General features: G+C 47.9%; 17 protein-coding genes. 8 read left to right on the forward strand and 9 right to left on the reverse strand.

Annotated elements, in window-relative coordinates; translation table 11 throughout:
* Nucleotides 1-17: 17 nt before the first annotated feature.
* The 6 genes from KME12_00970 to KME12_00995 form a co-directional block, all read right to left on the reverse strand.
* Nucleotides 18-1,358 carry an NAD(P)/FAD-dependent oxidoreductase gene (locus KME12_00970; GenBank protein ID MBW4486338.1) on the reverse strand — a complete coding sequence of 447 codons (1,341 nt, stop codon included), beginning with the start codon at nt 1,356-1,358 and terminating at the stop codon, nt 18-20.
* An 89-nt stretch (nt 1,359-1,447) separates the two neighbouring features.
* A complete protein-coding gene (locus KME12_00975; GenBank protein MBW4486339.1) occupies nt 1,448-2,410 on the reverse strand; it encodes a hypothetical protein in 963 nt (320 codons plus the stop codon).
* Entirely contained in the window at nt 2,410-3,873 is a 1,464-nt protein-coding gene (locus tag KME12_00980) for an MBOAT family protein (protein MBW4486340.1), read from the reverse strand. Before KME12_00980 ends, KME12_00975 begins: the two co-directional genes overlap by 1 nt.
* 147 nt (nt 3,874-4,020) lie before the next feature.
* Nucleotides 4,021-4,449, reverse strand: coding sequence for an acyl carrier protein (locus tag KME12_00985; GenBank protein ID MBW4486341.1), 429 nt, complete (start codon nt 4,447-4,449; stop codon nt 4,021-4,023).
* Nucleotides 4,418-6,226 carry an acyl-CoA dehydrogenase family protein gene (locus KME12_00990; protein MBW4486342.1) on the reverse strand — a complete coding sequence of 603 codons (1,809 nt, stop codon included), beginning with the start codon at nt 6,224-6,226 and terminating at the stop codon, nt 4,418-4,420. The genes KME12_00985 and KME12_00990 overlap by 32 nt, the downstream gene beginning before the upstream one ends.
* A 62-nt stretch (nt 6,227-6,288) precedes the next feature.
* A complete protein-coding gene (locus KME12_00995; GenBank protein MBW4486343.1) occupies nt 6,289-8,121 on the reverse strand; it encodes a fatty acyl-AMP ligase in 1,833 nt (610 codons plus the stop codon).
* A 997-nt stretch (nt 8,122-9,118) separates the two neighbouring features.
* On the opposite strand from KME12_00995, the gene KME12_01000 reads away from it, so the two are divergent.
* The 4 genes from KME12_01000 (at nt 9,119) to KME12_01015 (ending at nt 15,641) form a co-directional block, all read left to right on the forward strand.
* On the forward strand, nt 9,119-10,756 hold the full coding sequence (locus tag KME12_01000; protein MBW4486344.1) for a hypothetical protein: 1,638 nt from the start codon (nt 9,119-9,121) through the stop codon (nt 10,754-10,756).
* A gap of 13 nt (nt 10,757-10,769) precedes the next feature.
* Nucleotides 10,770-12,443, forward strand: coding sequence for a glycosyltransferase family 39 protein (locus KME12_01005; protein ID MBW4486345.1), 1,674 nt, complete (start codon nt 10,770-10,772; stop codon nt 12,441-12,443).
* A gap of 10 nt (nt 12,444-12,453) precedes the next feature.
* Nucleotides 12,454-13,680: a glycosyltransferase gene (locus tag KME12_01010; GenBank protein MBW4486346.1), complete on the forward strand. Its 1,227-nt coding sequence runs from the start codon at nt 12,454-12,456 to the stop codon at nt 13,678-13,680.
* A 176-nt stretch (nt 13,681-13,856) separates the two neighbouring features.
* Entirely contained in the window at nt 13,857-15,641 is a 1,785-nt protein-coding gene (locus KME12_01015; protein MBW4486347.1) for a glycosyltransferase, read from the forward strand.
* A gap of 24 nt (nt 15,642-15,665) precedes the next feature.
* Here the strand turns inward: KME12_01015 and KME12_01020 are convergent, their stop codons facing one another.
* Nucleotides 15,666-16,277, reverse strand: coding sequence for an adenylate/guanylate cyclase domain-containing protein (locus KME12_01020; protein ID MBW4486348.1), 612 nt, complete (start codon nt 16,275-16,277; stop codon nt 15,666-15,668).
* 54 nt (nt 16,278-16,331) lie between these two features.
* Nucleotides 16,332-16,661 (reverse strand): thioredoxin, encoded by a 330-nt coding sequence (gene trxA, locus KME12_01025; protein MBW4486349.1) that lies wholly within the window; start codon nt 16,659-16,661, stop codon nt 16,332-16,334.
* A 164-nt stretch (nt 16,662-16,825) separates the two neighbouring features.
* Here trxA and fabG point away from each other — a divergent pair, with 164 nt between their 5' ends.
* Both fabG and KME12_01035 read left to right on the forward strand, forming a co-directional pair.
* Complete coding sequence (gene fabG / locus KME12_01030; GenBank protein ID MBW4486350.1) at nt 16,826-17,596, forward strand: 3-oxoacyl-[acyl-carrier-protein] reductase; 771 nt, start codon at nt 16,826-16,828, stop codon at nt 17,594-17,596.
* Nucleotides 17,597-17,746: 150 nt separating this feature from the next.
* On the forward strand, nt 17,747-18,334 hold the full coding sequence (locus KME12_01035; GenBank protein MBW4486351.1) for a rhomboid family intramembrane serine protease: 588 nt from the start codon (nt 17,747-17,749) through the stop codon (nt 18,332-18,334).
* Nucleotides 18,335-18,505: 171 nt separating this feature from the next.
* Here the strand turns inward: KME12_01035 and KME12_01040 are convergent, their stop codons facing one another.
* Nucleotides 18,506-19,069, reverse strand: coding sequence for a YsnF/AvaK domain-containing protein (locus tag KME12_01040; protein ID MBW4486352.1), 564 nt, complete (start codon nt 19,067-19,069; stop codon nt 18,506-18,508).
* An 838-nt stretch (nt 19,070-19,907) separates the two neighbouring features.
* On the opposite strand from KME12_01040, the gene KME12_01045 reads away from it, so the two are divergent.
* Both KME12_01045 and KME12_01050 read left to right on the forward strand, forming a co-directional pair.
* Nucleotides 19,908-20,231: a hypothetical protein gene (locus tag KME12_01045; GenBank protein MBW4486353.1), complete on the forward strand. Its 324-nt coding sequence runs from the start codon at nt 19,908-19,910 to the stop codon at nt 20,229-20,231.
* 21 nt (nt 20,232-20,252) lie between these two features.
* Nucleotides 20,253-20,792: a GIY-YIG nuclease family protein gene (locus KME12_01050; GenBank protein ID MBW4486354.1), complete on the forward strand. Its 540-nt coding sequence runs from the start codon at nt 20,253-20,255 to the stop codon at nt 20,790-20,792.
* Nucleotides 20,793-20,855: the final 63 nt, after the last annotated feature.

Genomic DNA, 20,855 nt, shown 5'->3' on the forward strand with positions numbered 1-20,855 from the left:
ATTTATTTGAATCTGTTTTAGTAAGGCAAACGTCCAGGGTAGTGAGCCACGGCTCGTCGCGATCGCCTATTTAACCGCTTCCAAACTTGGCGAACAGGTTGGCGAGCGGGAGTTGGCAAGCACCGCAGGAGACCACTAGCAAGCCAATGTCTGATGACACGGAGACGATGGCGCAGGGTTGGCATTCGCTGTAAATAAATCCAATGCCGAATCACACAGGCGATCGCTCCCTGTAGGGTGAGACCAAAGCTCCAGACCACCGCTGAGTTGGTGCCCAGCGTCAACATTTCCCCTAAATGGAGGTAGCGGAAGGAAAGCAGTGACTTGTCTGTGATTGCAGCACGGAGATTGCGAGCCGCACAACTGGCTTGTTGATAAGCAGCTTGAGCTGTGGCGGGAACTGGCTGTCGTCCTACAGTTTGAATCGCTGCCAGATCTCCTAAAGCAAATACTTCTGGGTAATCTGCTAATTGCAGGGTTGGTGATGTGAGCAGTTGTCCCTGCGAATTCTGTTGGCAAGGGAGATCTCTTACCCAATCTAGAGTTTGAGTCCCAGCAGTCCACAACACTAGATCTGTATCTATCGTGCGAGTTTGCTCTTGATGAACAAGTGTCAGGTGATGGGCCGCGATCGCCTCAATGCCCGTTTCCAACTCAATCTGTACCCCTCTGCGTTGCAGCGCTTTGTAGGCCACTGCTCGACTTGCCACTGAAAAGGTTTTCAGGATGCGATCGCCCCGCTCAATCAACCGCACCTGCCCTCTGGCCTTTAAGCGATCTGCCAGCTTACAAGCGAGTTCCACACCATTGGGGCCACCCCCGACCACAGCGACTCGAATCTGGTGTTGCCCTGATGCTTCCAAAAAACGCAGTCTCTCCTTTAAATGCATCGCATCAGCCAAGGAGCGGAAAGGAAAAGCATGTTCAACTGCACCCGGAATGGTATCAAGTCGGGTTTCTCCGCCTACTGCTAAGACCAAGTAGTCATAGATCAGCGATTCACCATTTTGAAGTCGGACACGACGGTGCGCTAAATCAACGCTGGAAACCGCTTCCTGCCACAGCTCAACGTTAGTGTGAGCCAAAAGTTGTTGATAGGTGGGGGCAATTTCCCAAGCTTGGAGTTCACCCGTCACCAGCTCATAGAGGAGCGGTGTAAACAGAAAATGATCTTTCGGTTCAACCAACCTAATTTGATAGTTTTTGAACTTTTTGCCTAGAGTGCGCTGCAAGTATAAGGCGGTGTAAAGCCCCCCAAAGCCTCCTCCCAAAATGCAAATCCGGATAGGATTGACGTTTAGAAAAGGGGTAGGAAGGGTTTCAGGTTGATCTGCAAGCCTATCTTTTTTGCAGTACATCATTATTAGCGAATTAGGGTGAGTGTCATGGGGGACTGACGGAGTGGAACTTGTGACTGCGATTTGGCTTAGCCCCAACAGACTGATGCCTATTGAGGTTGTTGGGTGAGCGGTGATGCTGCTATCTGATCTCCCATCACTTGCTTAAATTGCTGGGCTAGTTCGGTAGAGCGTATCCTTCTGGCAGGTTGATTCAAGTGATAATGCGTATCCGCAAATAAGCTAGAGTCGGCTTTGAGATTTAAGGAAGCCTTGTCGTAGAGAACAGGGGCGATCGCCTCTAGCTGGGTCGCAGTTTTTTGCACGTTTTCAATCGTTTGTGGGTCATCGCTGGCATACAGCCAAGGCAACCCTAAGACTAGCGTGGCTCCTTCGGCTTCTACCTCTTGGCGAAACTTGGCGATGCGCTCATAGGCATAGTCAGAGATGGGCTCTTTGATCTTCATCTGCCACCACTTTGACTTGGTACGCTGCTTAAGAACAGTCGGATCGCCATTCTGCGTAATGGGGTCAGAATAATAACCTGTGAGTTTACCCTTCTCCACAATATCTAGGGATGATTTGGTCAAGGCTCGCAAAGTGGGTGCTCCCACCATCAGCGTGTCTTGAGCCAGTTGTTTGGCAGGAATGCCTCCCAGTCCAGGCTGACCGATCGCGATACTAAACTGCCCAGAGCGATCGCCAAAGCCATCGTCATCTAGCAGTAGCAAATATTCTGGAATCAGCAGAACGATATCTCCCGGTCGAATCTTATCCTTGATGCTAGGGATAATCACATCGAGTCCCACAGGGCCATCCACGCCAAGATTGAGAACAGGGATGCCTAGTTCTTGCTGCATCACCCCCGCATCTACTGTGTAATGAGCGCCAGAACCTCCTAAAATTAAGACTCGTCGCGGCCCCTGAACCTGATCTGCCAAGGCCATCTTTTGCTCATACATCATGCGCAACCAGCTTAGCTCACCTCCATAGCGGGCATTGTAGAAGTAGCCAGCCGTCCAAGCTAAACCTGCGATCGCGACCCAACTAGTGAGCTTGAGAAGTTTCTGCATTAGAACTCAAAGTAAATAAACTGAGAGGGAGTGTTTGCAGCCAGTAAGACTGTCAAAGCAAGTAAGGTTCGCGACACCCAAGGCGAAGTCAGCAAGTCATACTCAGATTCACGTTTTTGCCAAATTGCTACATGCTCAAGCAACAGCACTAAGGTTGCCAGCCCCAAAGTGAAACCGAGAACGACAGCCTCGTTAGTACTAAACGAGCTAAGCGCACTGCTAATGTTGCTAAAAGAGTAGGCTTCCGGGTTAACTAAGGTCTGTAGCTTGGTGCCTAAACGGCGTACATTAGTTTCCATGAAGAACAGACATCCGAGGATGACTGATCCGAAGGTCAACGCCCAAGAAATAAACTGGGGCATGAGCAATCGCTGGCCCACGAAGCTATAGAAAGGCCGCCCAGCATAGCGGAGGACAAGCAGCAATAGACCGTGATAAGCACCCCAAAGAATGAAGTTCCAAGCGGCTCCATGCCAAAAGCCGGAGAGGGTAAAGGTCAGAAACAAAAAGAAAGGAGCCCACTGTTTCTTAGAACCCATTAGCGGCAAAAACACATAATCCCGGAACCAAGTACTGAGGGTGACATGCCAGCGCCGCCAGAACTCGTTGATGCTTTGGGATGTATAAGGCGCGAGAAAATTAGTTGTCAGCTTCACCCCGACAAACTTGGCAAGTCCTAGCGCGATGAAACTGTAACCTGCAAAGTCAAAATAAATTCTTAAAGTAAATAGGTAGGCCGAAAACCAAACTAGCCAAGCATTACTGGCTTCTTCTAAATCGATGTAGGGAGAGATATTATCAGCGAGCACAAACTTCATGAACAATCCGAGCGAGAGCCATCGGAGACCTGCCTCAAAGTTGTCCAAGGTAAATTTAAACCGAAATCCTTCGATCTGGGGAAACAGATCGGCGCGGCGTTCAATTGGACCTGCTACAACCTGGGGAAAAAAGGAGACAAAATTGACATAGTCAATTACCCCGATCGGGCGCTTCTTCTTGCTGGTAAAGGAGTCAACGACAAAAGCAACCATTTGAAAGGTATAAAAGGAAAGACCTGGCGGGATCGCTCCCATACCTGGAATTTCCCCTCGTGACCTCCAGCTAGCAGCTATCCCTGGCAATAGTAGCCCCACTACATCTTCGACAAAGAAGTTGAGGTACTTGAAGTAAGCGAGGATGGCAATATCGATCGCAATCAAGCTGGTGGCAATCATCTTTGCTTCCCACCCTTGACGACGTAGCATCAGACGCACCAGGACGTAGTTGAAAATAATTTCAAAGATAAAGATGATAAAACTAGAGCGCGATGCATTGACAAATAAGAACAATGACATCGCGGCTAAGCCAACACTGTCGAAAGCAGGTCGCCACAGGTTGAAGTGCTGGCCGATAAAGCGAACCGCGAAGAAAGGGATACTGAAGAGTATTAGTACCCACCAGAAGGAGAATTCCGAAAAGTTCAATTAATCCATCCTCCCCAAGCTTAAGTTCATCCGTTCCCAGCCCTATCAAGGTTGATCCGTAGATTATTCGGTAGGACTATGCGAGAGCCTTCACAACCATGACTGATTATTTGAATCAGCAATGAAGCCAGGCTCCCCATCTGCAAACTAGCTACCACTAATACGGTTCCACAAGCCACCCCAACCAGAAGACTTCTCTGCTTTCTCTTGAGGAGCAGTTGTAGCCGTCTCTATGTTGACGTTGTTCAGGGCTGCTGCCACGTCAAACTCTTGCACCAAGAAAGTAGCGGCTTTCTCAATGGTGGGGTAATCCCACAATAGGGTGGAAGGAAGTTCCAACTCTAGCCAATCTTCTAGCTCTCCTACGAGAGTTACGGCATCAATGGAGTCTAAGCCGTAGCGAGTGAGCGGCTCTTGAACCTTAATGTTGTTGGGATCAAGGGATAACTGCTTTGCCAATTGGCTGACCAGCCACTGTTGAATTGCTTCTACTGGAGAAGTTTCTGTGGTTTGACTGCCTAAATCGATTGGGCTCAAAACTTCGCTAGGCTTGTAGCTGGAGTTCTGAAGTTGCATTGGTTTGATCCCCTTGTACTTTAGATGTTGCTAGTTGAAAAGGAACGATGGAAAAGAGTTTGTCTTCCATGTGGAGCTGTAGAAGCTCCTGAGCGATCGCTTCATCGTTAATTCGAGAAGCAAGACTGTGCGCCGGGCGGAATGAGAGGGCCAGCCTTCTGAGGCAGAGAGCTAGCCATTCACCCTTGGCAAAAAAGGCACCCAAATGATGGCGGTTGTGGAGCCACATATGCACACAAGATGCTGCGGCATGTAAGGTGCAATAGTGCTTAGCTAGGTCGAACAACTCTGGTGATTGGTCGTGCCCAAACTCAAATGTAGAGTTCTCTAAGCTCTGATCTAGAGCGCTGAGTTCTTCTAAAAGGAGATGAGTGAACCCACCAATTTGCTGCAATACGTCAGAATCGAGATCGGGATCTGTTTCCAGGCTTTGCAGCTGTGTCAGAGCTAATGCCAAACCTTGCAGGACATCATCTGCACCGCGACTAAACAGCTCCAATTTGCGACCGTCAAATGTGGGAACTGACTGGTCTAGGGAGAAACAAGCTGCTAAACGAGCTTGTAAAGCTTCCAGATTGCGGCCTTTCTGGCGCGATCGCTGTTTTGCCAGTTGTCGCAGTTGCAGCAGCAGGGCATGTAAGTTAACCACAGTGCTGCCATCAAACACGCTGATGATGGCGTTGTCTCTCACGACTTTTTGGAAGATGCCCCAGTCATGAGCGTCGCGCATATAGTACCGAGCCCCCAGCACCACCGAAACATTCGTCACCATGCTCTCCAGCGTGGTTGTGACGAAGTATTTCACTACTGCCGACCAAACGCTGAACTGCTCAGGGATGACATGAAAACCTCTGGCAGCTCCAATGGTGGCGCAATCACAGATCAAAATATCTAGAAAAGCATCAACCAAAGTTCGCCGAGGCTGGGGCATATCAAAGACAGTCTTGCCGTAGAGCTTACGGCCCAGTGCAAAGTTGAGTGTGGTTCTGAGGGCGGTATCTGCGGCTCCCTGAGAAAAAGCGGCACAAAGGGCGCGAGTAATTTGGAAGCCTTTGAGCGCCCATTCTAGACCTGCGCCCTCTGCCCCGATGCGGCTAGACTCTGGCACAAAGCAGTCTTGAAATCCAATGCCGCTCATATCAGAACCACGGATGCCGTGAGTCAGAATTTTGGGCAGGTTGTAGTAAGTATTGGGATCAAGTTGGCTTTTCTCCACCATGAACAGAGATAAGCTGCGCGCTCCACCTGATTCATCTGTTTTGGCTAAGACAAAGGTGACACCGGAGATCGTCGCTCGATTAATTGGCCACTTTTCTCCATTGAGGAGATAGCCTCCGGCCACTTTGGTGGCTTGTACATCACTGGCGACCAGGTCGCTGCCATGTGCCCTTTCGGAATAAGCCAGACACATCGCGCCGTTGTGATCTTTGATAAAGCTAGCCAACCGCTGTTTTTGTTCATCTGTGCCTGCCATCCAAACCAGATAAGACCAAAACAGCGTGGTGAAGCTGATAGCAGTTGTCAAATCTCGACGAGACATGACTCGGACGAAAGCAACAAACTCCTCAAAGGAGGTAAACTCACCCCCACATGCAGTTGGTATGTAGTAATGATTGAGCTTCCAGTTATAGAGCCAATTAAGCAGATCTGTAGGAAACTCCTCTTGCTCGTCCAGTTCTACAACCTGCTGGAAAGACATCAGGCTATCTGGATTACAGGGATCTCCTAAATCTTGTTCAAGGGCTTCCGCGACCCAGTATTGTTTGAGTGGATGCATTGCATTCTCCTTGGAGCGATCGCCAGCCGATCGACAGTACAACTACAGCAGAGCTGTAAGCTTTAGTGAGTGGGTTGTATGCGTTGTAGGAGAGAGTTGACATCTCCTTGTAAATGTCGAAAATTAGACCGAATCTGCGGATTCTCGCTCCAGTCTGCTAAAACTCCGAGTTCTCCAGCTAAGAAGCTAGATCGACAAGCTTGACGCTGAATCTTACCGCTGGAGGTTTTGAGGACATTGCCCGGCTTCACTAGAACCACTGCATAAACTTGCAGCTCATGTTGCTCAGCGATCGCCTGCCGAATCTCGGCGATGACTTCATCTACATCCAAGTTTTGGGCTTGTCGCTCTACTTCTTGCACCACAATCAGCCTTTCTTCGCCCTCAAACTCGACTGAGAAGGCAGCACCGTAGTCGGGACGCAAGGCTGGATGAACTTCCTGCACCGTCCATTCAATATCTTGAGGATAGTGGTTGGTGCCTCGGATAATGATCAAGTCCTTGATCCGACCCGTGATAAACAACTCCCCATCCTGAATGAACCCTAAATCCCCGGTGCGGAGGAAGGGGCCTTCGCCACTATCGTTTAAGTAAGCTTGGAAGGTAGCTGTAGTATCCTCCGGTCGTTGCCAGTAGCCTTGAGCCACGCCAGGATCAGATACCCAGATCTCCCCCACCTCATCAGGTGCACAACGATTTAGAGTTTGAGGATTGGCGATCGCCACTTGAGTCTCGCAGACTAACTGCCCACAACTGGCAATTGTCCGAACCCCTTCCTGTTGGTTAGGCGGTGCAATCGCAATGCGATTCTTTTCGATTGCTGCGGCCTCAACCGTACAAATTACAGGCGATGTGTTGACAGGGCTGGTGGAAACTAGCAAAGTTGCTTCAGCGAGCCCGTATGCTGGGGCAAAGGTGTCCCACTGAAAGCCGCAAGGAGCAAACTTTTCGTAAAAGTTCTCCATCACTCTGGGGTTAATCGGTTCAGCAGCATTGCCTGCCCCTTGCCAACTGCTGAGATCCAGCGTTTCTAATTGAGTCGGAGTAACTCGCCGGACACATTGATCGTAGGCAAAGTTAGGAGCTTGGCTATGCGTGGCACCATAGCGAGAGATTGCTTGCAGCCACCGGACAGGTTGCTTGATAAAAGCAAACGGTGACATCACATAGCAAAGTGTGCCGTTGTAAAGCGGTTGGGTGAGCCCTTCCACCAAGCCGTAATCGTGAAAATAGGGCATCCAAGTGACAGTCACACTCTCTGGGGTATATCCACAAGCCCTTTGCAGATAGGCCGAGTGAAACATTAAATTCTTATGGCTGATCATCACCCCTTTGGGTGTGGAAGTTGAGCCAGAAGTATATTGCAGATAAGCGAGAGTGTTGCTGTCAACGTCAGGGTCTTGCCACTGATCTGCCAAGCTGAGATCAACTTGCTCAGTGTCAATCCAACGCATGCTTTGAAACTCAGGAAACTCCAACCCCGCCTTTGCCAAAATATCAAAAATGCGGCTGGTGGTCAGCACAATCGAAGCCTGCGCATCCTTAACGATCGCGCGTAAACGAGGTAGGGTGCGCTTTAGCCGACTACCATCAGGTGGTGGCACTGGAATCGCAATCACGCCCGCATAGAGACACCCACAAAAAGCCGCAAGTACTTCTAGTCCTTGGGGGTATAGCAGTAAGGCCCGCTCTCCCTGAGCTTGGTGCTGTTGCAGCAAAGCGCCAATGGATCGGGCCTGTCGATCCAGTTCAGCGTAGGTTAGGGCTGGGCCTTCTGTCTTGCCATCAATCAAAAACGTATAAGCTTGCTGTTCAGGTTGCTGCTGCGATCGCCAACGCAGCAACTTGATTAATGTAGAAAACTCAACAGTGGGTTGAGAAAGACATTGGGGCATCTCTAGACTCCGCAAGGATAGAGCCAACTCTAGGGAGTTCCTCGGTTATGCTCTGACCAAAGTTGGCATTTTAAGCTTTGTTCACTAAAAAACTTATCTAAGCGTTACTTGTTAAATAACACCTAAGTGGTTTCTCGTAAGTGAATACCGAACTTAAATGCAGAGTCTGGCATATCGAGTTTGGGCATTACTAGTCCTTTGACTCATTTTCATCAAAAAAAAATCTAGTCACTCCTCCAAAGAGTGATATTTTTCCTGAGCAAACCCCTCAAAGTATTGATTTTGGGATGAGTTAACTTAAGCGATCTGCTGAGTCCTTACTTAAATGAATTGTGAAGTTTCTGTATAGCTACGGATTTTTGTTGTCCAAAATACAGCTGACTCTGGTAAATAGATGCTCAGAGTAAGTAACGAAGTCTCGGTAATTACAGGAAAACTTCTTAATAAAAAAATGCTGATTGCTAGAGATTGACATATTCTCAGTTCTGCGATCGCCTGATTTAGCCTTGATCTACCTGCTAAAAGTTTCGTTTTGGTCGCCATTAGGAGCTTTAGTTGCGAATCAGCCAAAGCATCTATTCGTAAGCTTCACTCTTATTTCGAGAGAATAGTCGAGAGGACAGTAAAAACGCTGACAGTCTGGGCTATGAAGATAAAGCTTCTCTAAAGCCTATTTTTGTGCAGATGCAATCTGGGACAGTATAAACGTGTGGGTAAAGGCTTTACCTTCTACGGTCAAGATGACAGTAAATTTGCTAGATGTTTTGATCTGAGGATTTGTCAAAAGAAGTGTTAATTGACAAATTAAGGTAGGTGAAATCCAAGCCATGCGTACATTCACTGGTTTGACAAAGCTGTGACCAATTTTTCCGGAGTTATGGGCTGAAACAATTGATATCTATAAGTGATATGTCATGATCTGCTCAGAAAAATATGAGTTTTTAAGTTGACATCAAAATCAGACCTTAGAGCTAGGGTATTCCTAGGCAGGGAAACCATGAAGATTCCTCGATTGAATATTCCGCTCACCGTCATTTTTATTGGCATTCTATTTTCTTTATGCTTACAAGCTTTAGTGCCAAATGATGTCTTTTACAGTGGTGATGGTGGGTTGAAAGCTTTGTTGGCGAAACAATTTAGTGCTGGAAACTTTCACTTTGATCTGAGGCTACCTGTAAATACCTGGATACAAAGCCTGTGGGACATTGGGCTATATCCCTTTCGGCCTCCCTTTGTCTATAACGTAGAGAACCGTTACTTTGTTACTTTCCCTTTTACCTTTCCGCTGGTAACTGCTCCTTTTCATGCTCTGTTGGGTTTTAGAGGACTCTATGTTGTTCCTTTGGTTTCTACTTGGGTCCTTTGGTTTAGTTTTTATTTAGCCTGTCAACGCTTGAAGCTAGGTAAGATTAGTACTTCGATCGCTCTAGTTGTCCTAATTTTTACAGCTCCTCTGTCCTTGTATAGTGCGATGTATTGGGAGCATACATTGGCTGTTGCTTTAGCGTTTCAAGGCTTAGCTTTAGCGCTAGTTCCTCCTGTTAAAGGTCTTTCTACTAGAGATGCAATTTTCAGTGGAGCATTGATTGGCTTAGCTGTATGGTTTAGACCAGAGTTTTTATGCTTGGTTGGGATCATGCTTGTGTGGCTAGTTGCAACTCAAACCAAACAATTAAAAAAATTTAATTTTGTTGGGCAGAAGGCGATCGCGATCGCGGTTAGTATGATGCTGTCAGTGGCAATATTTTTTGGTATCAATCTGCTGGTTTATCAGCATCCTTTAGGAATTCATTCTGTTCAAATCGTTGAAGAATTCACTTTGAGCCAACGCTTGCGAACGGCGTTAGATAATCTTAAGCAGTTGCTATTTAGTCTTACTTACTATTTTCCAGTTGTTTTCTTTTCTCTAATCTATACCTGTCTGGCCTTTTTAGGAGGTAAGTTGAAACTGACTCCTAAAATGCAGGTGATTTTGCTCATCAGCATTTTATTTGTTCTGGCCGTGCCTCTGATTGTGCCTGCCGGTGCAGGTGGTAAACAATGGGGACCACGTTTCTTACTAATTACGGTTCCACTGATTGCTTTGCTAGTAGCGATGCAACTGAAATCGTTAATGCAAACTCATCAACGAAACTTGCAGTTGGCCTTCATGGGACTGCTTGCTGTATTTGGGTTGGTGGGCTTGTATATCAATATCTTCTTAGGAACGGTCGATTTAGCCCGTAACTACCAGCTCACTGTACCCGCAGTAGCAGGATTGCGATCGCAACCAAGCTCCATCATTGCGATGTCTCATGAGTATGTAGCCCAGGCGTTAGCGCCCTCACTGCCTGAGAAAGCATTCTTCCTCACTGAGGCAAACCAAGATGTGAAGCAGCTGAGCACCACGCTATTGTCTCAGGGATACCAAAAGTTTTTGTATGTTTGTTATCCCTATCGGGACTGTAATACTCCTAAAGCAAGTCTAGATGATTTAAAGTTTTCGCACTCAAATCAACCTTTTACAATGCAGTTCTCGGATTTGGGAAAGTTTGGTAAGTATCCCATCTACGAAGTTTCTATTCTTCAAAGTTCTAGCATTTCCTCTTCTAGTCACCTAACCACCCCGTCTAACCCCATTAGAAATGAGGCATGAGGCGCTCACGCTTATGTATAAGCAATTTAGAGCCATTAGATTAAAGTTTGCTGTATCCCTAGAGTTGCTGTTGCTTCTAGCGATCGCGATCGCTGTGCTGCTGCGCCTGCTCAATTTAGGAAGTCGCGAACTCTGGTATGACGAAGTTTTATCTGTACTTCTCTCTACCGGACAGCGCGGGCAGTATCAAAATCCTGGAGCCTTACCTATAGTTCTGCAAGACTATGCAGCTCTTTTGCATCTACCCTCTAACGTGGCTGGTTACAGCGCAATAGAAGCGGTGAAGAATGTGATCAAAGGAATTCTGAGTGACCCTCATCCCCCACTTTCCTATTTAAGTTTGCATGGGTGGCTATATTTATTTGGCAACAGTGAAATTGCTCTGCGCAGTTTGGTCGCTCTCCTTAGTATTGCTGCAATTGGCTGTGCTTATGGTTTGGGAAAAACACTGTTGGGACACCGGGGCGGCTTGATTTTGGCGGCCCTCCTCAGTGTCAATCCATTCTACTTATCTCACTCACTGAATGCTCGTATGTATGGTCCCTTGGTGCTTTGGACGATCCTTAGTGCTTGGGCTCTCCTCCGCTTGATTCACCAAGATGATAGACAGCTCCCACAAAGATGGAAGCAATCTTTGTCCTGGCAGCTCTTGTTAATTGGCTCTGTGACGGCAGGACTGTTGACTCAATATCTGTTTGTGTATTGGGTTGTTACCTTAGCGGCCTTAGTGCTCTATTTAGATTGGCGGCGCTGGTGGCAGTATGCCATACCCTTAACCACTGGCGTTATCTTAACCATCCCTTGGGCGGTGTGGGGAACACTACAACAACTACGCAATCGTAGTGATGTTGTGCGTCAAGTTTCGGGTGGGGGGGGGACAGCTGCGATCGCTCACCTGCAGGATGTAGCTCAGACTTTAGCCGCTCATCTATTGTTGGGTGATTGGCTCACGAGCTTACCCACGACAAGTATTGTTTTAGCTGGAGTTGGAGTGATTGCAGTGCTAACGGCCTGCATTGTTTCAGTTTGGCGATGGGGTAAGCATCAATTGCTTGGAACCGCTTGCATTCTAGGCATTTTCCCCCTGCTTTTGGCCCTAGCTGTGGATACCGTAACTGGTAAGCTCACCATTGGATTTGGCTGGGGGCGAGCTATGATTTTTATCTTGCCTGGTTGCTTACTATTACTCACTCTAGGGCTAGAACGGTTATCAGCTAGATGGCAAGGACCTGCCGTGGCCGCTCTCTTGCTTCTATACCTAGGTGTTGGAGTAGGCGACTTCAGTTTGAGGCAGCGTCAAGTGTTTCATGCGGTGGCCGACTTGGTGATGCAAGAGCCAACGACCCCAACGCTGATTGCCATGAACTCTAGCGCTTGGGGCCATGTGTTACGGCTGGCTTACTACATGCCTCCTAGCGCTCCTGTACAGCTCTTAGCCCAGAAATCCACTGATTTAGCGGCGGCTTTAGCAACGACCTTAACCCCTGAGACGGCATCATATCCTCGGATTCTCTGGATAGATAGCGCTCGGCCTGTTTGGTCTCGCCCCAGTACAGAATTAGAAAAACAGCAAGTTCAACAAGTGCTGGCTCAACAGTACCGCCAAACCCAAACTCAGCACTTAACAGGCACGATGCTTTTGGATGAGTTTACTGTCCGTCTTTATACCCGTTCTTCTGCAACCTGAGGCTTTCGAGATGAGTATTAGCCAATCCCGTTCTCTTTTAGCGCCTCCTTCTGGCTCTTTGACAATTACTGAGCCAACGGTTGCACATGACCTTGAGCCGAACTCTCTCGAAGAGCAGTTCTTACCTACGGTTTATTTATCCCTGGTGATTCCCACTTTCAATGAAGGTGAGAATATTGAAGCCTTGATTGAATTGTTGAGTCGGCTGTTAGATCAGGTGCTACCAGGTAACTATGAATTGATCGTGGTCGATGATGATAGCCCAGACTATACCTGGAAGATTGCTCAAGAGCTGGTGAGCCAGTATCCTCAGGTGCGGGTGATGCGGCGGCAACAGGAGCGGGGGTTGTCCACTGCGGTGATCCGGGGTTGGCAAGTGGCTAAAGGAGAAGTGCTCGGTGTCATTGATGGAGATCTCCAACATCCACCGGAGGTTTTGCTCCAGCTGATTGCAGAGACGCAGCAGGGCGCAGATCTAGCCACAGCAAGTCGCCATGTAGAAGGAGGTGGCGTTAGTAGCTGGAGTGTGGTGCGGCGTTTTCTATCCCGGGGAGCCCAGTTGGTTGGGCTCGTGATTCTACCGGGTGTAGTAGGTCGAGTCTCGGACCCTATGAGCGGCTACTTCTTGGTACGGCGTAGGGCGATCGCCGGGAAAACATTGAGTCCTGTCGGCTACAAAATTTTGATTGAAGTGCTGGGCCGAGGCGATATCGGGCGAGTAGCAGAAGTAGGCTATGTGTTTCAGGAGCGACAGGGAGGCGAGAGCAAGGTTACTTGGAAGCAGTATGTGGATTATTTGCGTCATTTAGGGCGCTTGCGTTTGGCATTATCACCCTTTGGTCGCTTCATCCGGTTTGGCTTTGTGGGGCTAACGGGTTTGTTTGTCGATATGTCAGTGTTTTATCTACTGCGGGAGGGGCTGCAATTAGGACTGACGAGAAGCAACATCATCTCGGTGGAGTTGGCCATTATTAACAACTTTTTCTGGAATGATGCTTGGACTTTTAGCGATGTTTCCAGTCGGCAGCAGGGATGGCGACAACGTGCCAAACGGTTGCTGAAATTCAATGTGGTTTGTTTATTGGGTTTAGTCCTTAATACTTTGATTGTTAACGGTTTGTATAATGTCTTCCACGTCAACCAATATGCCGCCAAAATGATCGCGATCGCAATCGTGCTGTTCTGGAATTTCTGGATTAACTTGAAATTGAGTTGGCGAGTTACCGAAGTCAAATAAGATGCAGGTTAGCGGCAGAAGCAGCATTTTGCTAACAGACGCTTAACCTAAATTCGTGAGAAACTGATTGACTTGGAGGGAAGCGCTTAGACGAGTTGCTGAGATCGATGGGGGCAATTCATCATCTAAGTGGCTGACCTGCAATTCTTGAAAGCGCTGGCTTTGGGCCCTGACACTTGAAAACTTTGCTTCACAGCCGCTGGCTGCATCTCCTACTGCTGTTGTTTTGGCTGCTTGTGGGTATAGGGCTACGCTTCCTATGCCTTGACTCGAAATCAGTTTGGACGGATGAATTTGCCACTTTGGTGTTTAGCTTAGGGCACAGTTTTCGTACTATTCCGCTGAATCAAGCGATCGCTCTGGATACCCTCCTGCAACCTTTACAGCTAGAGCCACAAACAAAGGTGGCTGCGGTGTCGGAGCACTTGATGCAGGAAAGCACTCATCCTCCTCTCTATTTTGTGCTGGCTCATTGGTGGCTGCAATTGTTTCCGTCTCAAGAGGGGTTGGTGTCCATTTGGGCGGCGCGATCGCTCCCTGCCATCTTTGGGGCTGTTTCAATTCCGGCGATGTTTGGCTTGGGCTGGCTGGCTTTTGAATCTCCTTTAGTTGGGCATCTGGCAGCAGCGGGGATGGCTGTTTCCCCTTATGGTATCTACCTGGCTCAGGAAGCGCGTCACTATACCCTGGCTGTGCTGTGGGTGATCGCTTCCTTGGGCTGCTTAGTAGTTGCGCTGCGATCGCTGCGGGTTCATAAACCTTTACCCCTACTGGTTGGGTTAAGTTGGGTTGGGGTGAATACGCTGGGTATGGCAACCCATTACTTCTTCGTCCTGTCTTTATTCGCAGAGGCTTTGGTATTACTGGGATTTTGGCTTTTGGTGGGGCAAAAAGCTAGGTCCAATCAATCTCATCTGCCCTTCCAGCTACCAGCGCTTAAACTGTGGGGACGAATTTATGCGGTGGTCGCTGGAACCGTAGCGGGCATCGTCGTTTGGTTACCTGCTTGGCAAGGAGTTTACGGCAATCAGCTGACCGACTGGATCTATAGCGGTACTCGATCTGGGCTGGGTTGGTTCGATCCAGTGCTACAGGCTTTAGTGGGGTGGATCACCATGCTGGTCTTTTTACCCGTGCAAGCCCCCAATTTTACCCTAGTGATTATGTCTGGCCTGGGTATGCTGCTGTTTTGTGCCTGGTCAGTCCCGCTAATTTACCAAGGGTTAAAGCAGCAGTGGCAGAAACTCCAAAGCCGATTGGCGCTGCAAGGATTAGGTGGTTTTGTCCTCAGTGCGATCGCGCTCTTTTTTGGTATTGCTTACGGTTTAGGAACCGAAATTACCAGTGCATTTCGTTTCAGCTTTGTTTATTTTCCTGCCGTTGTTGTTTTACTGGCAACCAGCCTAGCTGCTTTTTGGTCTGAGTCCGTCACGCCTCAACCCGAAGTGTCACCACCAAAACCAGCGGGTAATGTTTGGAAACGGTGGCAACCCAACGGTAAAACAGTGGTGATGATTGTTTGGCTCGTTGGCCTGCTTAGTAGTCTGACCGTTGCGACAGGATTGGGTTATCAGAAAACCCATCGCCCTGATGTGGTGGTGCAACATCTTCAGCAAGCGACTCAATCTCCCCCCTTGATCGCGATCGCCCATATGACTCATGGGCAGACAGGCAGGCTGATGGGTTTGGCTTGGGAGCTGAAACGCCGACCGATCACAGGGACATTGGCTAATCCCCGCTTTCTGCTAGCCCATCAAGACCAAAATCCGTTATCGAGTGCGATCGCGCTCCAGCAAACCTTAAGCCAATTGCCTCGCCCGCTGGATCTATGGTTGCTCAACTTTCCCAATCCGGACGAGACACCGAGTTTAGCCTCTCTCTTAGCGGGAGAGCGTTGTATCGCTGATCCAGAGCACAAGCATCGTACCGATGGCTATCGATACCGTCTGTACCGTTGTTAGGCAATTGGGTGTTAGAAATTGGGCTCACTTGGAAAACTGCACCTGATAAGCCGTTAGTTCCAAGCCAGAAACAGAGAGTTCAATGGCCTCACAAGTCCAAGTTGTAGATTGCAACTGCTGGAACGCCAACTCCGTCAGTAAAATCTCATTCGATCGTGCTAGGTCTTCCCCTAGTTTGGAAGCCAAATTCATTTCATTGCCGTACAGATCTTCGCCCGCTACCAACAACACTTCTCCGTAGCCGATGCCAATGCTAGCGTACAAATCCATTGCATCTGGTAATCCAGAATTGACAGTCGCTAAGCTTTTTAAGATATCTAGCCCAGCATTCACCGCTAATACAACTTCTGGGAAAACAGCAAATAAATTATCAGCTTCTTGCTTGATCACAGTACCTTGGTGCTGTTCGACTAGGGGGGTGGCGATCGCACTTAAGCGATGAATCATAGCCAAGAAATGAATAATGCCATGCCGAATCGTAAGCCGAGAAAAGCCTGACATATCCAATACCAGAATTGCGTGAGTTTCGGCAAAAATGGTATGAATTTGAGCGTCAATTTCAGCGATTTTTTCGGGGTACTCGTTGCGAGCTTGAAGGAGGCGGTGCAATTCAGCTTTGGTGTTTTGAGAGTGCATAGGCTTAGGAGGGATACGGCGATCGCGACTACTCTAGCAACCCTCGCATCCTGCCTACGAATTTCTGGAAACAAACGGTTGTAAACGTTGCACAATCTGTTTCGCCTGCATCACACCTTCTATGCGATCGATCGGCTGTCCATCCTTAAATAAGACCAGCGTTGGCAGCGCATGAATTTGGTATTGAGATGCCAATTCTGGATAGGTTTCTGTGTTGATTTTTACGACACGCAATTGTTCCTTCATTTGAGCATTGACCTGCTCTAAAATCGGAGCCATAACTTGGCAAGGGCCACACCAAGGCGCATAAAAATCTACTAGCATTGGTAACTCAGAACCAGATAACAATTCTTGAAAGTTACTGAACTGTTTTTTGGTAGCCATAGGACACAACCAGTTGCGGATCATTGCATTGATCCTAGTACAAATCCTTTGTAGCTCATCTGTCCTCGGTTAAGCAGCCCATCGGTTAAGCAGCAGAGTTGGGACGTAAATGCCCTAAGATAATTGAGCGATTGGCTACTGATATTCGAAAAGAGGAATTAGGTATGGAGGCATTGCAAGAGACTGCATCGAAACGATTGCAAGGGCAAGTGGCGATCGTAACTGGAGCATCTAGAGGCATTGGTCGCTCTGTCGCTTTGGCGCTCGCTGCTGAAGGAGCCAATGTTGTGGTCAACTATGCCAACTCTAGTACTGCTGCGGACAAAGTCGTGGCTGATATCACTGCTATGGGCAGTGACGCTGTGGCTCTACAAGCCGATGTCTCCAAAGCAGATCAGGTCGATGCTTTTTTCAGCGCTGTGATGGAAAAATGGGGACGCATTGATGTTCTCGTCAACAATGCTGGGATTACTCGCGATACCTTACTGTTGCGGATGAAGCCGGAAGATTGGCAAGCTGTGATTGATCTCAACCTGACTGGTGTATTTCTATGTACCAGATTGGCTAGCAAAATTATGCTGAAGCAACGCTCTGGCCGCATCGTCAATATCACGTCTGTGGCAGGCCAAATGGGCAACCCAGGGCAAGCAAACTACAGCGCAGCTAAAGCTGGGGTTATTGGTTTTACCAAGACTGTTGCCAAGGAATTGGCGAGTCGGGGGGTAACGGTCAATGCTGTAGCTCCTGGCTTCATTGCGACTGACATGACCAGTGGCTTGAACCACACGGAAGAAATTTTGAAGTTTATTCCTTTAGGCCGCTATGGACAGCCAGAGGAAGTAGCTGGCTTAGTGAAATTCCTCGCTGCTGACCCAGCGGCTGCCTACATTACAGGACAAGTTATGAATGTAGATGGCGGCATGGTCATGGCTTAACGGGTGTAGGGCAACTGTAGGGAAATCCTCTGTGGTTGCCTGCAAAAATTGAATTCTGGAGAAAACTGCCTTCAGCAAGCTAAAACTGTAGAACAGGACCCTGATAATTTGAGGGGCAAATCTCAGGTGAGATACTGCTGAGGCAAAGCCATGAAGAATGACGATAAAAGTGCGATCGCCCGTGAACTCAGAAATCATGCTCTGATTCTGGGCAGCTTCATTATCTGTATTTGGTTGCTAGAAATTATTGATTTGTTCGTTTTAGGTAACGCTCTCAACCTCTACGGTATCCGCCCTCGTAGTATTAGCGGCTTGCGGGGCATTCTGTTTGCACCGTTTTTGCATGGAGGTTTAGGGCACTTAATGGCGAACACCATCCCTTTCCTAGTTTTGGGATGGTTTGTGATGCTCCGAGAAATCAGCGACTTTTTTATCGTTAGTCTGATTACAATCCTGGCCAGTGGCTTGGGTGTGTGGTTGTTTGGCTCCGCTAATTCGATTCACATTGGAGCCAGCGGTGTTGTTTTTGGCTACTTCGGCTTTTTATTGTCACGGGGTTACTTTGAAAGAAGCGCAGTGGGGATCGCCTTTTCACTTCTAGTCGGTACTCTCTATGGCAGCTTGATCTGGGGAGTGCTGCCTATTCGTAATGGCATCTCTTGGGAAGGCCACTTGTTCGGTTTTCTAGGTGGACTTCTAGCAGCGCGTCTTTTAGCCCAACGTAAAAAGTCCATTTGACGGGTTCAAGCTGATTTTGAGTGCAGCCCGTTGAGTTTTGTAGGAGCCTGAAAAAAGGGTGAGCCTAATATTAAGCCCACCCTTGATCACACTAGCAATCTGCTCTGGTTGCAATGCACCATCAGCTAACTATCTGGTTAGGCCAGAGTTAGGCCAGAGTTAGGCTAGGGTTTAGGTTAGAGGATTGGAGCGATCGCTTACTCCACGACCTTGGCGATCGATATCTAGTTCTTCCCGGCGAATTTGCTCTTCCGCCTGAACCGTCTCATGATCAACTTCTTTTCTGATATTCACTTCTTCGCGTAGTACCGCTTCTTTGTGAATGTCAGCTCGCTCCTCATAGATTTCTACCCGTGCTACTTCTCCCTCATGGAAGTCAGCTTCTCCAGGTGTAACTGGGGTACCAGCATTCGTCGGGGTAGTGCGCTCTACAACTACACGCTCTTTTTCCACCGGAACATCAACGCGGGCAGTTTCAGTTTCTACATGCTTACCAACGTTGACTTCACCAGTCTTGACACGGGTTTTGTCAGTGATCAGCCTTTCTTCGTACAGATTGACTTGTTGAGTGTCGCCTCGGCCAGCAAGATTTTGTCCGGAGTTGCGATCGCCAGAACCTGTAACTGTATTTTCAACCTTGTCCCAAGCATCGCGGGCTGCATGCTTTGCTTTATCCCAACCTAGACCTTTACCGCCATGACGGGTTTCGTAATCGCTCCGAAGATCTGGTTCGATCTCATCAAACTTTCTTCCAGTCTCTGCATGACGACCATAGCCCTCATACCCAGTTTGGTAAGCTGACTGATAATCATCATAGGTGTGGCCTGGTTCCACATAAGGCCGAGAAGCATAATTGTTGCGCCAGTATTCCTCTTCAACGGTGGGGTCAACGGCTTCAGCCGCACTTTTGCCAACCAAACCACCTGCTACTGCTCCAACTGCGCTTCCAATCACTGCGCCGATAGGACCGCCAATTACACCCCCTACTACCGCACCCACTGTGCCAATTCCAGCGGCACCAATGCCAGTTCCTACGGGATGAGCACCGGGTTGACCAGAAAGCGGGTCACGGTTCGCATCGGGCTCATGAGCCTCATTTCCTTGATTCAAATCTCGATTTTTATCTAAATCAGCCATAGCTTTCCTCCTTTTTTCTTATGGGTGGCAACTAACGCGAGCTAACTCTGCATTTATCTGCCCCTTCTCCAGCCTAGGGGCTAGATTTGGCAGGGTTTTATACCTCAAGTAAGACTTAGGAGATTGCAGCAGTGTTTTATAGCCTAAGAAGGAGTTAAATTAAAATGACCTAAGCCTATTGGGTAGTAAAATTTCAGGCTACAGGTACTTTTTGTGCCCGCAGTCTCACGCCTAGATGGAGTGGTGAAGTCATGATTCTTAATATCGAGATGAAGAGCTATTGCTGACAGACGCTTCAGAATCTAATAGGCTGAATCAAAGTAGTAATCAAAGCTAATGCCCAGAAATTAGTATTAATTCTGCTATATCGATGAAGCGATCGCTGCTTTGTTTTTGTTTGATATTTCATCGCCCAGTTAGTGAACTGTTATGAACAATGAAACTTAAAATTATTGAACATTTTGATAGTGGATTTACGCTGGAGCCAGCAGCCCAAGCGGATTTATTTAACTTGTTGAGAAGTGAAGCTTTTTTACAACAAGTAGCTCAGCAGTCGCAATGTGAGCAAGTAGAATTTACAGAATTACTATTTCAACCTGTGCCTTATAGCACGTCAAGCCCTAAAGGCATGCCCCAAGAATTTGAAAAATATCATGAATCTAATCAGTATGTGATTGTGAATGTGCCGCCTAACTTTATGTTTAAGGCTAAGATTTTTCAGCCTAGTCGCTTGTGTGCTATCTATCACAAAATTGACTAAAACTATTTTTTTAAGCAACGCATGACTTTTATAACTGATATTCCTGTTCTCGCCGACTTAGAATACATTCCCTACCTCGATGATGCTGGTCAAGTAAACGAGCAATTCCAAGGGAAAGTTGGTGTTTATGCAATTTTTGACCAAGCACAAACTCTACAATTTATTGGCTACTCGCGAGATATTTATCTCAGCCTCCAACAGCATTTAGTGCGTCGCCCTCAAGCTTGTTACTGGTTTAAAGTCCAGACGAGCGATCGCCCCAATCGTACCGCCCTAGAAGCGATTCGAGATGCTTGGATCTCTGAAAACGGCAAGACTCCGGTAGGCAATGCGGAGGAGCAAAATCTTTGGAATCAGCCGATTGATGCCAAGTTTGCCATGACTGAAGAAGAGCAGACTGATTATCGCGAAGCTGATGAAATGACGCAAATAAAGCTACTGAAGCGGGTGGCTAGGCGAGTCGAAGAGCAAATCTTAGCCCAGCTACGAGATCGAGGCGTTCAGATGCAAATTCGCTTCAATCCTAAGTTGAAAGAGACTGGCTTATTAGACCTGAAGTAAGGTTAGCCGTTTAGCGATTGGGTATGGTTTCAAGTAGGGCTGGGCGATCGCCTATTCATCACA

Source organism: Trichocoleus desertorum ATA4-8-CV12, from assembly GCA_019358975.1.
GTDB classification, from domain to species: Bacteria; Cyanobacteriota; Cyanobacteriia; order FACHB-46; family FACHB-46; genus Trichocoleus; species Trichocoleus desertorum_A.